10 protein-coding genes are annotated in these 13872 nt (G+C 36.7%); 7 read left to right on the top strand and 3 right to left on the bottom strand.

Annotation, left to right across the window (positions count from 1 at the left end; translation table 11 throughout):
• The first annotated feature begins 56 nt into the window (after positions 1 to 56).
• Positions 57 to 2189, top strand: coding sequence for an HD family phosphohydrolase (locus tag OM074_RS01080; RefSeq protein WP_301197416.1), 2133 nt, complete (start codon positions 57 to 59; stop codon positions 2187 to 2189).
• Between the two features lie 38 nt (positions 2190 to 2227).
• Here the strand turns inward: OM074_RS01080 and OM074_RS01075 are convergent, their stop codons facing one another.
• The gene (locus tag OM074_RS01075; RefSeq protein WP_301197415.1) at positions 2228 to 4147 is read right to left on the bottom strand and encodes a methyl-accepting chemotaxis protein; all 1920 of its coding nucleotides are present in this window, start codon (positions 4145 to 4147) and stop codon (positions 2228 to 2230) included.
• A 204-nt stretch (positions 4148 to 4351) separates the two neighbouring features.
• Here OM074_RS01075 and OM074_RS01070 point away from each other — a divergent pair, with 204 nt between their 5' ends.
• Complete coding sequence (locus OM074_RS01070; RefSeq protein WP_301197414.1) at positions 4352 to 5365, top strand: substrate-binding domain-containing protein; 1014 nt, start codon at positions 4352 to 4354, stop codon at positions 5363 to 5365.
• 132 nt (positions 5366 to 5497) lie between these two features.
• Here the strand turns inward: OM074_RS01070 and OM074_RS01065 are convergent, their stop codons facing one another.
• Entirely contained in the window at positions 5498 to 7540 is a 2043-nt protein-coding gene (locus tag OM074_RS01065) for a M3 family metallopeptidase (RefSeq protein ID WP_301197413.1), read from the bottom strand.
• A 327-nt stretch (positions 7541 to 7867) separates the two neighbouring features.
• Between OM074_RS01065 and OM074_RS01060 the strand changes: the two genes are divergently transcribed.
• The 4 genes from OM074_RS01060 to OM074_RS01045 all read left to right on the top strand — a co-directional run bounded on the left by OM074_RS01060 (position 7868) and on the right by OM074_RS01045 (position 12172).
• Positions 7868 to 9001: a hypothetical protein gene (locus OM074_RS01060; RefSeq protein ID WP_301197412.1), complete on the top strand. Its 1134-nt coding sequence runs from the start codon at positions 7868 to 7870 to the stop codon at positions 8999 to 9001.
• A gap of 39 nt (positions 9002 to 9040) precedes the next feature.
• A complete protein-coding gene (locus OM074_RS01055; protein ID WP_301197411.1) occupies positions 9041 to 10021 on the top strand; it encodes a DUF6588 family protein in 981 nt (326 codons plus the stop codon).
• Positions 10022 to 10135: 114 nt separating this feature from the next.
• Positions 10136 to 11164: an SPOR domain-containing protein gene (locus tag OM074_RS01050; RefSeq protein WP_301197410.1), complete on the top strand. Its 1029-nt coding sequence runs from the start codon at positions 10136 to 10138 to the stop codon at positions 11162 to 11164.
• A gap of 18 nt (positions 11165 to 11182) precedes the next feature.
• The gene (locus OM074_RS01045; RefSeq protein WP_301197409.1) at positions 11183 to 12172 is read left to right on the top strand and encodes a DUF6588 family protein; all 990 of its coding nucleotides are present in this window, start codon (positions 11183 to 11185) and stop codon (positions 12170 to 12172) included.
• Between the two features lie 161 nt (positions 12173 to 12333).
• Here the strand turns inward: OM074_RS01045 and OM074_RS01040 are convergent, their stop codons facing one another.
• Complete coding sequence (locus OM074_RS01040; RefSeq protein ID WP_301197408.1) at positions 12334 to 12849, bottom strand: nitroreductase family protein; 516 nt, start codon at positions 12847 to 12849, stop codon at positions 12334 to 12336.
• Positions 12850 to 13079: 230 nt separating this feature from the next.
• Between OM074_RS01040 and OM074_RS01035 the strand changes: the two genes are divergently transcribed.
• Positions 13080 to 13709 (top strand): YdcF family protein, encoded by a 630-nt coding sequence (locus tag OM074_RS01035; protein ID WP_301197407.1) that lies wholly within the window; start codon positions 13080 to 13082, stop codon positions 13707 to 13709.
• Positions 13710 to 13872: the final 163 nt, after the last annotated feature.

Here is a 13872-nt window from a genome sequence, read left to right as displayed (position 1 = left end):
GGTTGAGTCTGAATTTATGTTTTTTTGACCATCTTTGTTAAAATAATTTTTCTCCTATGAAGAACTTTCTGTATAAATTAAAAAGGTATTCCCAGACTACATATCGGATATTGTTGTTTTTAGCTGCAGTTTTTTTAATTGCAAACCTGATGCCCCGCGAGGGAAAGTTTCAATATGAATTTAAAAAGGGGGAGCCCTGGAGGTATGAGGTTTTAATTGCGCCTTTTAATTTCAGGATATACAAAACAGATATAGAGTTAAATGTAGAACGGGATAGTATATTAAAAAATTTCAGGCCCTATTTTGTTCAGGATAGTACCGCTTACTCTAAAGTAAATGAAGGATTTTTACTTGAATATACAAAACGGTTGACTGAGTATAAGTCAAAATACAAGTTTTTACGGAGGCGTTATCAAAATACATCAACAGATGAATATATAAAAAATGTTGCTGATAGTCTTTTTAGGCATATTTCAGATAAGGGGGTTATTTCACTTCCTGATGAATACATGGAACGAAGTGACCAGCTGGAATTGATGTTAGTAAGAAACAATCTGGCAGAACCATATTTGTCGTCTGAGTTTTATTCGTTAAGATCCGCCTACCAGTTCTTTACGCGTGAATTGGCAAAGTCTTTGGCCTTGGTGACAAATGATTTTGAAAGTGTGGAAGGATTTGTTTCTGAGTTACAGGTGGAGCGGTTTCTTGTGGCAAATGTTTCCATGGATGGAGGACGATCCGAGTCGGAGAAAAGCAATCTTTTGAAAAACATGGCGTTGACTAAGGGGATTGTTTTGGCCGGGCAAAAAATTATTGATAAAGGAGAAATTATTGATGAGCAGGCATTAAAGAAATTGGATTCCTATAAAAAAGAATATGAAGCCAGGGTGGGTACGCTCTCTGAATATAATATTGTATTTGTGGGCCACTTGTTGATCAGTTTCTTGTTTTTAACAGGGCTTTATCTGTTTTTGTACTTTTTTAGGCATGATGTATATAGTAATTTGAAATACGTTACGTTTTTGTTGCTGATTTTATGTACCGTTATAGCATTGGCATACTTATCTTATCGTATTCCTGATATTCCAATGTGGGTCATTCCTTTTACCATTTTGCCACTGATTGTAAGAACCTTTATGGATGCCCGTTTGGGATATTTTATTCATGTAACCGCTATTATCCTTGCATCATTTTTTAGCCATAACAGCTTTGAGTTTATCTTTTTGCAAATTCCTGCAGGAATCACAGCCATATTTAGTTTGTATAAAATGGTGAGAAGGTCGCAGATTGTACGTTCTGCCATATTTATTTTTATTACTTACTCATTGTTTTATACTGGGTTAACCCTGTTGCAGGAAGGCGGTTTTGAGAGTATTAATTATGAGTATTTTCTCCTGTTCACCATCAATGCCTTTTTGATTTTTATAGTTTATCCGTTGATATACATATTTGAGAAGTTATTTGGTTTCTTGTCGGATGTTACATTGGTAGAGCTTTCCGATACTAACCACCCGCTGTTACGTAATCTGGCCGAAAATGCACCCGGTACTTTTCAGCATTCGATACAGGTTGGTAATATAGCCCAGGAAGCGGCTTATAAAATAGATGCAAACCCATTGTTGGTCAGGGCGGGAGCCATGTATCACGACATAGGGAAGACTGCCACGCCTTTATATTTTACCGAAAACCAGATTTCCGGGGTGAATCCCCATAACGATATGGATTATGAAGAAAGTGCTAAGCTTGTGATTAATCATATTGAAGAAGGAATAAAGATAGCCAGGAAGTATAATCTACCTGAAAAAATCATTGATTTTATTGCTACACATCAGGGTACTACTAAAGCTAAGTATTTTTATAATTCCTATATAAATAAATATCCCGATAAAAAACCAATCGAAGAGAATTTTACTTACCCGGGACCTTCTCCTTTTACAAAAGAAACCGCAATCCTGATGATGGCTGATTCAATTGAAGCTGCATCCCGGAGTTTAAAGGAGTATTCTGATGAAGCTATTGATAAGTTGGTTGAAAATATTATTAACGGACAAATTAAAGAAGAGCAGTTTTTTAATGCACCAATAACCTTTAGAGAAATAAAGGAGGTGAAAGAAGTGTTTAAGGCTAAGTTAAAAAATATTTACCATGCCAGGGTGGCCTATCCTAAAATCAAAAAAGGAAAGAAATAAAAATAAAAAAGGGAAGATTTAATCTTCCCTTTTTTGTTTTAAAACTTTTCGTAACCATCATCATTTTTTAAGTCCAGATCAATTACTGTTTGCCTGTTTTGAGTTGTACTCTTGGTGGTTACTTTATTTCTTGCTGTGGTAACCGTATTTTTTGTTTTGTGGTTACCTTTTGTTTTATTTTCAGAGAATTCATCACCTAACGTAAATAAAGAAATTGAGTTATTTAGCATGTTTGATAATGCCTCAAGTTCTTTAGATGCTGAATTTATTTGTTCTGAATTAACAGCATTTCGTTGAGTGATTTGATTTAATTGCTGAAGTGCATTGTTTATTTGCTCAACCCCTGCTACCTGCTCTGCTGATGCGGCTGTAATATCCTGTACCAGGTTTGCCGTTTTTTCAATCTCTGGAGTAATTTCAATTAAATTTCTGGATGCTTCACTGGAACTTGAAATCGTATTTTTTGAAGCATTGTTAATTTCAGTTGCAGCCTGCTGACTTCTTTCTGCTAATTTTCTTACTTCTGCAGCAACTACTGCAAAACCTCTTCCTTCAGCACCTGCCCGGGCTGCTTCAACAGCAGCATTTAGTGCTAATATATTTGTCTGGAAAGCGATGTCTCCAATGATTGAAATTTTTTCTGTAATGTTTTCAAGATATTGTTGGGCAAGTTCAGAGCTTGCGTTGCTCGTCTTTATGCCCTCAGCTGCCTTAGTGGCAATTTTTTCAGTTTCCTTTGAATTTTCGGTGTTTTGCTGTATGTTGGCATACATTTCTTCCATCGAAGAAGAAACTTCTTCTGCTGCCGAGGCTTGTTCGCTGGCACCTTCGCTTAGCTCAAGCGATTCTTTGTTGAGCTTGTCGCTGGCTTTTTCAATTTGGTCAGCCCCTAATTTGATTTCATTGATAACTGTTTTAATATTAGAAACCATGGCATCTAAGGCTGCAGCTAACCTTCCAATCTCATCTTTTCTGTTAATGGCAAACTTGGTACTCAAATCTCCTTTGGCTACTCTTTCTGCCAGCTCAATACCATCTTCAATGGGACGGCTAATGGAGGTGGCCAAAAAGTAAATAAGGACTCCGCCAAGTATGATCAATACTATGATGGCAATAATAATGAGCCTTTTTTCCTGGGCAACAATGCTGGCACTTCTGTCGCCCATCTCCATAAGGTAGTCAAGCCCCAGCTCAGAAGATTTTCTGACTTCCCACATTAGTTGCCTGCCAATTTCATATCTCTTTAATTCCGCTAAACGAGCCTTTTTATACAGCGGTATGAATTCAGTTAGAGCAGATTCCAGCTCTTCTATGGTGTTTTTAAGCGCATAAGGATACCTTCCGCTGAAGAAAGACTTGTTGTTGTCAATTATGTTGACAATATCAATACTGTTTTTGGTTATAACATTGTTTGATAAGTTTGCAAACATAAAGTTTGCCTGTGCAGCAACCTGTTGTATGGCCAGAGAACCCTTGTTTTGGTTGCTTTTTTGGTTTATTAGCTCAAAAAGCCCTGTTATTTCATTGTACTTATTCTGACAAAAGTTTTCGGCTTGGATAAAATCGTTTCGTTTATCCTTAAAATCATTGGTCAGATCTTGTACATAGTATAAGTCAATTCCTCTAGAGGCTAGTTTGCTGCTTGATGAATCTCCTAATGAAATAAGTTTTTCAAGAGCCAGGCTGTAGCTTTCTATTTGTTTTTCAGCTCTTTCGTTGTAATATGTGTCCCCTGAAAGATCTACGGCTGTCATTAAGCCATTGGCTCCTTCCCAGTAATGATCCATCTTGGAAGATTCGCTGACAGATGGGATGTATCTGTTTGAAAGTTGGTTGATTTCGTATTCAACTTTTAACAGGTTGAAAAGAAATACAAGGCTGGAAACAACGGATAGCAGGATCACAATTCCAAATCCAAAGCCAACCTTATTCCTGATTTTAAGGTCACTCCATTTCATGGTGCTTTCAATTATAATTTCAATAATGCGCTTAAAACCCTGTTAGGGCTATTTTAGATAAAGTACAAGTATACGTTTTTTGTTTAACTATGTTGCAAATAGTTAAAATAAATATAAAATATAGAATGAGTGTAAATAATTCAGAAATGAGATTACTTCATTAAGAATTGTTAGATTTGTCTTATTATAAAAAAATAAAGAATCATGAATAGACATATACATTGGATTTTGCAAATGCTTTTTGTTTTTGCAATAATATTATCTGTAGGCTGTTCGGGGGGATCTGATACAAAAAAGATAGCTTTTTTATACCCCTCAGAAACAATTGTCCGGTTTAAAAAAGAGAGTCAGTTTTTTAAAGCATACGCAGAAAAGTATGGTGCAGAGGTGATTATAAAGGGTGCCGACAAGGATGAATCCATACAAAAGGAACAGGCGCAAGAATTAATTGAGCAGGGAGTGGATGCTATTGTAATTATTCCTGTAAATGTAAATACCGCTGCTTCTATTGTAAGGAATGCAAATGAAAATGATATTCCCATCATGACTTATAATAGAATGATCTCCAATTGCGAGGTTGACTTTTTTGTTGCCAGTAGTAATGATTTGATTGGAAAAATCATGGTGGATGCTGTGATGGCAGAAAAGCAAGGCGGTAATTTTGTTATTTTTGGAGGAGATAAGTTCGACAAAAACGGATTGGATTTACAAAATGCCATAACAAAGTATTTAAAACCATATAAAGAAAGTGGTAAGGTTAATGTGGTGTATGAAACCTTTATTGAACATTGGAGTTCGGATATTGCAGGATTTGAAATGCAAAAGGTTATTTCGTTATACGGAACTGATATTGATGCTGTTATTTCAGGGTTTGATGGTATGTCGGATGCGGTAATAGATGTTTTAAAAAAATACGACCTTCAAGGTAAAGTGGCTGTTACAGGGCAGGATGCTGAAATTAGTGGATGTAAAAATGTTATTGCAGGAAATCAATGTGTTACGGTATATCACCCTTTGAAGATAACTGCAGAAAAAGCAGCTGAAATTGCACTTGAAATGGCAAAAGGTAAGAGCTTGAAAGATTTTGTAAACAGCACGGAATTTAATGGTGTCAAAGAAGTGCCTACCCATAGGGTAAACTCGATTGCCATTACAAAAGATAATATTGATAAGGTATTGATTGACGGAGGTGTATATAAAAGAGACGAGTTGTATTAGGATATTAGTTAATGGTTGCTAGTTACTTGGTTGTTGGTAGCTTAATTAAAAGGAGTGTTTCAAATAAAAGAAGCACTCCTTTTTATATGTTGTTCAATAAATAGTGGCTGTAGTCTCAAAAAAAGCCAATCTTTATTTTCTAATAAGTCCGCTTCTTTTAAGCAGGGCTTCGTTGGTAGGCTCCTGGCCTCTAAAAGCCACGTATAAATCCATAGGGTGTTTTGTGCCCCCTTTACATAGGATGTTATCTTTAAATGATGTTGCGGTGGCCTTGTCAAAAATGCCGTTTTGTTTAAAAACACTAAAGGCATCAGCATCCAGTACTTCTGCCCATTTGTACCCATAATATCCTGCTGCATATCCACCAGCAAAAATATGGGAGAAGGCTGAGCTGAAGCATGTTCCTTCAACCGAAGGGAATAATTCAGTGGCAGCCATTGCTGTATCTTCAAAATGGGCAACAGAACCTTCAAATTTTTCGTTTAATGAATGCCATGCCATGTCGTTCATCCCAAAAGATAGTTGGCGAACACTTAAATAACCACTCTGAAAATTAGCTGAGGAAAGGATTTTATCAACCAGTTCGTCAGGGATGGTTTCTCCGGTTTTATAGTGTTTTCCTACTTTTTTCAACCACTCTTTTTCCATGGCCCAGTTTTCCATAATCTGTGAGGGGAGTTCAACAAAGTCGCGGTATACATTAGTACCACTTAAGCTTTTGTAGGTTGTTTGACTGAGCATCCCGTGCAAGCCATGTCCGAACTCATGAAGGAAAGTAGTTACTTCATTATAAGTTAAAAGAGAAGGAGTATCTTCTGTTGGTCGACTGAAATTACAAACAAGAGAAACAAACGGTCTGATATTGTGGCCTTCAGAGGTAATGAATTGCTCGCCATAATTTGTCATCCATGCGCCTCCCTGTTTTCCTTCGCGAGGGAAAAAGTCTACATAAAGAACTGCAAGGTATTGCTTGGTGTCATCATACACCTCAAAAGCTTTTACTTCCTCATGGTAAACGGGGATGTTTTTGTTTTCTTTAAAAGAGATGCCAAATAATGAAGTTGCCAGATCGAAAATCCCTTCTTCAACCTTTTCTAATTGAAAGTATGGTTTAGTCATCTCTTCTGTGAAATCAAATTTTTCTGCTTTCACTTTTTCTGAATAATAAGAAAAATCCCAACGCTGAAGTGTGTCGTTTAAACCATTCGTTTTTGCATATTTTTCAATCTCAATCACTTCGTCTTTAGCAAAAGGCAGTGAAGCATTCAGGAGTTCGTTTAAAAAAGAATTTACTTTTTCCGGAGATTTTGCCATCCTTTCTTCTAAAACATACTGTGCATGGTTTTCGTATCCCAATAACTGAGCTTTTTCCAGTCGCAGGTTTACTATGGACTTAATAATATCCTTGTTGTCATATTCATTGCCGTGATTTGCCCTGGTGGAGTATGCCATGTACATTTTTTTGCGCAGTTCTCTGCTATCGGCATATTTCATAAAAGGAACATAGCTTGGGTATTGAAGTGTAAATATCCACCCTTCTTTTTCTTCGGATTTGGCTAATTGCTTAGCAGCTGATTTTATGGCCTCAGGCAATCCTGCCACATCTTCTTCCTTGGTTATATGAAGTTTGAAAGCATTGGTTTCGGCTAGAACATTTTCCCCAAATTGCAATGTCAACTTTGAGAGTTTCGTTGATATTTCACGATATCGATCCTTTTTTTCGCCGGAAAGTAAGGCTCCTTTACGGGAAAAAGCCTTGTAAGTATCATCCAGTAATTTGCTTTGTTCTTCGTTTAAGCCAAGCTCATCTCTTATTTGAAAAATAGTTTTTACTTTTTCAAATAAGGTCTCGCTTAACCAGATGTCATTTGAATACTCAGTAAGCATTGGAGAAATATCTCTGGCAATAGCCTGGATTTCTTTGTTTGTTTCAGCATGGTTGATGTTGAAAAATATTGAAGAAATGATGGAAAGCTTTTCGCCTGCATTCTCCAAAGCCACAATTGTGTTGTCAAAAGTTGGTTCTTCAATGCTATTGATTATTTGAGCAATATCCTCTTTTGCCTGTTTAAGCGCAATTTCGAAAGCCGGCATATAGTCGCTCACAGCAATTTTGTTAAAGGGAGGTGTTTGGTGAGGTGTTTTAAATTCCGATAATAATGGATTGTTGTTCATATTGTTGTTTCGTTTTTTTACAATTAAATATAATGATCATACAAAATAAACAACTAAAAGTGAGGATTCGTTTCATCCGTGTAAAATAATTTTTGTTCCAGAGGGTAGTAGTGTAGCTTTATTCTCTTGATTTTTTCGACGAATGTTGGAGTTTTTAAAAATGTAATAAGTGAGAATCAGGGCTGAGTGTTCTTATTATAAGAACAAAAGTTTGTATTCGATGCACAAGCTTATTTGTTCTGATAAAAACAAAATTGAAACCTTGTAACATAATTATAGTAAAAGGTTAAATAAACAAGCCGTGATAATTAATTAAAAACACACAACATGTACAGTAAGCTGTTAAAAACTATCCTAACCTGTATTGCTATTTGTATTGTACAAAACGTTATTTCGCAAGAAGCACTTAATGAAGTCGACTTTAAAAAGATTGCAAATTCCGACAAGAAATTAAAAAAGGCAGATGCCGTTGTGTCTAAGGCGGATAAGTATACTACACAAGTGGAAAACCTTAAAAATGATGGTTCGGTACGTGTACGCAAAATCCAGAAATTGGAGACCAAGGCCAATAAAATTATTATCAAGTCATCTTCGTACTATAAAGACGGATATGGTAAAAAGTATAAAACTTACGAAGGTGTTGTAAAAAGAGAGATTAAAAGTGGCGGCTTGAATGAAGGAGCGGTTTCGAAGGGGGAGGTAGCCAGGGATTTGTATAAGATAGGAAGAAAATGGCGTCGCAAATCAAACGGACAGAGCAATGTGGATAAAGGAGTAGAGTATTTGTATAAAGCCAATGAAGAGGAAGGTAAGGCCATCGAAAAATTAGTTGGTATATTGGAAGGTGTCCGGGTAGTTGAAGAGGTTGAAGAAGTGGCAGTAGCAGTTGATACGGTTCAGCAACCAACAGATACTGTTGCTCAGGTTCTGCCGGTGCCTGTTGTGGCTGAGTTGGTGGTAGATAGCATACCTGATGTTGTACAGGATTCAATAGCTTTTGTTTCTCTGGATACTTTGAGTGTGATCCCGGAAATTAAGGATACCCTTTATCTTGCAGAAAAAGATACTTTAAATGAAGCACCCATAGTTGAAACACCTGAGGTTGCCGGAATGGAAACTGCAACTCCAGTAGAAATATCAAGCCCTGTTGAAGAGATGTTGGAAGAAGAACCAATTGAGGAACCAGCAGAAGAGAATTTTTCTACATATTTTACTGTCCAGTTTTTAGCCGACAAAAATCCTGTTCCCAAAGAAAAGATAGCTTCTTTGTATGGAGGTTCACATGAAATTATTAAACATGAAGGAGAGGGATGGTTCCGATATAGTTTCGGAAAGTTTGCAGATATCGATAAGGCAAAGCAAGCTTTGTCGGAATCGGGTGCAAACGGTTATGTAGTGGCCTATCACAATGATGTCAGGATTTCAACAAGGAAAGCTTTGGAGTTGATGGCAGAGGAATAGTTGTAGTTATTGGAAAATTAATCTTAAATCACATACACAATGAAGAAAATTATTATTGCACTTATATTGTGCATGAGTTCTGTTTCAATGTTTTCGCAATTTAATATTGGAAGTATTTTTGAAGCAGGGATGCATGACGCCAAAGCATTGGCAGATCCTTATCTAAAACCTTATGGTGAAATGTTGGGAACCAGTTTGAATACAGGTTGGTATACCTCTGCAAAAACACACAAGCTTTTGGGTTTTGATATTACTTTTACCGGATCTTACACAAAAGCACCATCCAGTGCCAAAACGTTTGATGTAAATGATGTGAATCTTGAGAGTTTTTCATTATCTCCAAATTCGCAGACAAGTATCGCACCTACACTTGCAGGAAAATCTTCTGAACGTCCAATTTTGCGTCATAATGATGATATAACTCCTGGTGGAGTAAGTGATTTTACCTTACCAAATGGATCAGGTACGGATTATATGCCCTTGCCTATGGTAACAGTAGGAGTTGGTTTGCCGTATGGGTTGGAGATAAAAGGCCGTTTTTCTCCAGAACTAAAGTATGGAGATGTTGGTAAGTTGTCGTTATGGGGATTGGGAGTACAGAAAGAGGTAAAAGATTATATCCCGGGTATCAAACATGTTCCTTTTCTGAATATGTCGGTATTGGCAGCCTATACAAATTTTTCTGGATCGGCAAGTATGAATAATGTTACTGATGTTGTAACAGATGGAGAAATAGAAATTGGTGCATCAGCATATACAACCAGGTTGTTAGTTGGTGCTAATTTTCCGGTAATAGCCTTTTTTGTAGGTGCTGGTTATGGCAATGCTTCAAGTGACTTTGATATAAGCGGAGAATTTGCAAATAGTGAAATGGAGCCATTTACATTAAGCTATTCAACAGGAGCATTGGATTTTAATGCCGGTTTGCGCATCAGGTTAGGTGTTATTGGATTGCATGCCGATTATACAGTAGGTGATTATAGTGCCATTACAGCAGGGATTGGCATAAACTTTAGATAGAAAATATTTTTTACAATATTTATAGAGGTAGTTGAATAAAACTCATAGGAGTTATTTTGGCTACCTCTTTTATTTTTCATATTTTTTACGATTGGATTTTTAAGCCGTATTTTTATGAAGCCTTCCAGATTATTATTAATTGTAGTTTTATTGACAAATACATGTTTTTGCTTTTCTCAGGGTATTTCAGATGAGTTAAAAAGTTGGTTGAGCACAAATGAATTATCAAAGATTAAAAAAGCTGAATTAAGAATCGATCAGGGGGAGCAGATATTGTTTTCACACCAGTTAAGAAACCTTACCGATACGATTGTAAAAGAAGAGGTGAATTACCTTAGCCTGTCTCAAAATCTGGTTGTAGACAAGAAGTTTGGTCGCCTGTTGATGGAAACCAAGGAGTATTTTGCTACCGGCTTTGGATCAAAACTAGAGATTTATAAAAAGTATCTGGATCACTATACTAAAATAGATACCCTGGGTAAGTTTAAAACGGTACATGCCCTAAACGATTCGATAGATATTTATATTTCAGATGCAAATTTTTATAGTGATAAAAGTGGCGTAAAAGGCAATTTGATTATTGCAGCCAATGCAGTTCATAAATCAAATGTTAATCTTCAATCGGCTGTTTTGCTTTGCGAAAAAGCCTTGCTACGTTTAAAAAACAGGCAGTATGATATTGAGGAGAATGTGCAGCCAGATGTAATAAAACTGGTAGTACAGTCTGTTGATAAAGAAAAGGAAGAGGTAAGGGATGGAATAGTGCCCGTAGTAGTTGAAAAGAAGGATGAGGAAGAGGTGGTTCAGGCAGAACCGGAAACTATAATTGCTGTCATTGAAAAGGATGATGTTAAGCAAGAAGAAAAAACAGTAGAGCCAAAGAAAGCGGTTTATTTTACAGTTCAGATTTTGGCAGATAAAAAGCCGGTGTCGGATTCTAAAATCAGAACAATTTATAAAGGGAGCCTCCCTGTTGTTGAAAACCAGGGCGATGGATGGTACAGGTATAGTCTGGGTAAGTTTGATTCTTACCCTGCAGCCAAAAAAGCCCTGGCAGAATCACAAGTTAAAGGTTATGTTGTGGCATACAAAAATACAGACCGGATTTCTGTTCGTGAAGCTATTAGCCTTATATCAAAATAAATAATAATTAGAGCACACATGATACGCAACACAATATTACTAACATTGGTTTTTGTGCTTTCTTTTCAGTTGAAAGCGCAAAAAGAGGTGGTGAAATTCCTGCAGTTTTCTAATTCCGAACATCAGGTGTGGATGATGGAACAGTACTTGCAGCCCTTGGCAAAAATGCAAAATGGCAACCTTAATTCGGGGTGGTATCACACAGTAAAACCACATCGCTTTTTAGGTTTTGACCTCTCGTTATCAATGGCATCAACCAATATGAGCGATATTAAAAAAGGATTTTACGTAACAGACATGCCGGGTTTTGAGGATGGTTATATTGTTAGTGCCAACCCTATTTCTCCCAATGTTTCCGGAACCACTCCGGATCTGCCGCAAATTAAAAGAGCAGGAAGTGGAGAAGAATTGGATATGCCCAATGGAAGTGGGCTTCAGAAAATAACTATTCCAATGCTGTCTTTGGGTGTAGGCTTACCGTACAGAACAGAACTTAGGTTTAATATCCTTCCTGAATTTGATAATGATGATTTAGGGAAAACCTCAAAATATGGTGCTTCAATAAAGCATAGTATTAAAGAATATATACCCGGATTAAGTGAAATACCCATGCTTTCTTTGGCTATGATGGGTGGATATGGCATTATGAAAAATGATGTGGAGGTAATTCAATCGGGGAATGATGTAGTGGGGCAGGTTCTGCAGGGAGAAACATCAGGATATACAGGCAGGCTGCTCGTGGGAATGGATATGCGCTTTTTTTCTGCGTTTGCCGGAGTTGGCTATGGCGCCTCAACTGTTGAATATGCTTTAAAAGGAAATTATTATGTTGGTAGTATTGCTGACCAGGATATACAAAAAGACCCGGTTTTAGTTAGTTATGATTTTTCACAGATAGATGTCAACTTTGGTGTTAATATTAAGGTGAAGTTCTTTGATATTTTTGCGGATTATTCTTTGGGTGGTTATAATACTTTTAATTTTGGGTTAGGTTATAGTTTTAGGTAGTTTATATTGCTTATAACCATGGGCAGCTTTGTCTTTAGTGCGAATCGTTGCAATTATATGAATTGCTATCAAAATAATTTGTATCAGGAGAGAGACCAAAATTATTTTGCCCCCAACTTACAAATTGCTTGCAAGGCAGAAATAGCTCTTCTCTTTTGTTGTTAAAGTCCATTAAAACTTAACACTTCATCAAGGTTTTTTCGTTTTTTTATTGGTGCTGTGTTGTCTACCGGATATCCAATGGTTAATATCGCAATTGGTTCAAATCCTTTTTTGTTTTCGATAACACTATTGATTATATCTTTATCAAAATGACAAACCCAACATGTTCCCAGCCCTAGTTCAGTTGCCATTAGGGTCATATGGTCAACAGCAATAGCAACGTCAATGTCGCAGTGGTCTTTGTTGTCATACGGCCTTTTCCATGATTCTTCATGGTTTCCGTAGATGATGATAAGATTTGGTACTTTACCAAACCATTCACGCTGATACGAATCCTTCAGTTTAGCCAACAATACATCATCATCAACTACCACAAATTGCCAAGGTTGTCTGTTGGCCGCCGAGGGTGCAAGCCTGCCGGCATTTACAACTTCTTTTAGTAAGGTTCTGTCTACTTTATTCTCGAAGTATTCCCGTACGGCGTAGCGAGATTTCATTAACTCTTTAAAATGCATATTTGTGAATTTTTTGTAAAGATAAATATATCAAATGTTCTTTGTATTTTTCGCGTTCAGTTCGATTTTTTGCGTCATTTAAATAATGTTGAATGTTTTTCATTTTATCCAAGGTTTTATCTTTTTTGCTATCTCCTATTTGGTGGGTTGTAATTTTAATGGTATTGTATTTCGTTTTTAGCAAAAATAAAAAGCGGAAGTTCTGTTTGATTTCATCTTTATTGATACTGATGATTTTTTCTAATCAATTGCTTTTTTACTACGTGAGCGGATGGTGGGAAGGTGAATTGGAGCGAACAGAGAAAGTTGATCACTATGATGGAATAATTTTGCTAGGAGGTTTTTCAAATTACCGATCTCAATCTGACCGGATTCAGTTTACACAAAGTACCGACCGGATGAACCAGGCTTTGTCTTTATATAAACAGGGTAAAGCGGATTGGTTTGTGTTTAGTGGGGGATCTGCCCGTATTATTGTAAAAGAAAGAATGGAAGGGGAGTTTTTGAAAGGTTATTTGCATCTGATGGGAATCCCCAATGATAGTCTGTTAGTGGAATGGCAATCAAGGAATACCCATGAAAATGCAGTGGAAACTAAAAAGATGTTATGTGCCCATGGGATTGAAAATGGTAAGTTTCTTTTGGTAACATCAGGTTTTCATATGAAAAGGGCATTGGGGTGTTTTAAAAAAGAAGGGATTAATGTGGATTCCTTTAAAACAGATGCATTACAAAGCTATTTGCCTCCGGATTTTGCTGATGCCATTACCCCATCAGCCGGAACTTTAGCCATGTGGGAGCGCTTGTTTAGGGAATGGGTTGGTTATGTGGTTTATAAAATGAAAGGGTTTGTTTTGTAAAACAGGATTTGACTTGTTAAGTGAACTCTTCTAAGAAATTTGTGAAATTTGTTAAGCTATTTTAGTGAATTACATTCCCCCGAATTGTTTTAACTTCCCCGGACAATTAAATATTGTCCCTGACTTTATTTTTCTACTTTTGCAACTGATTAATTTATTTAGG

It is taken from the genome of Plebeiibacterium marinum, from assembly GCF_026013615.1.
Lineage (GTDB): Bacteria > Bacteroidota > Bacteroidia > Bacteroidales > Marinilabiliaceae > Saccharicrinis > Saccharicrinis marinus_A.
Note: the sequence above shows the minus strand (reverse complement) of the source record. Positions and strands in the feature narration are given on the sequence as shown.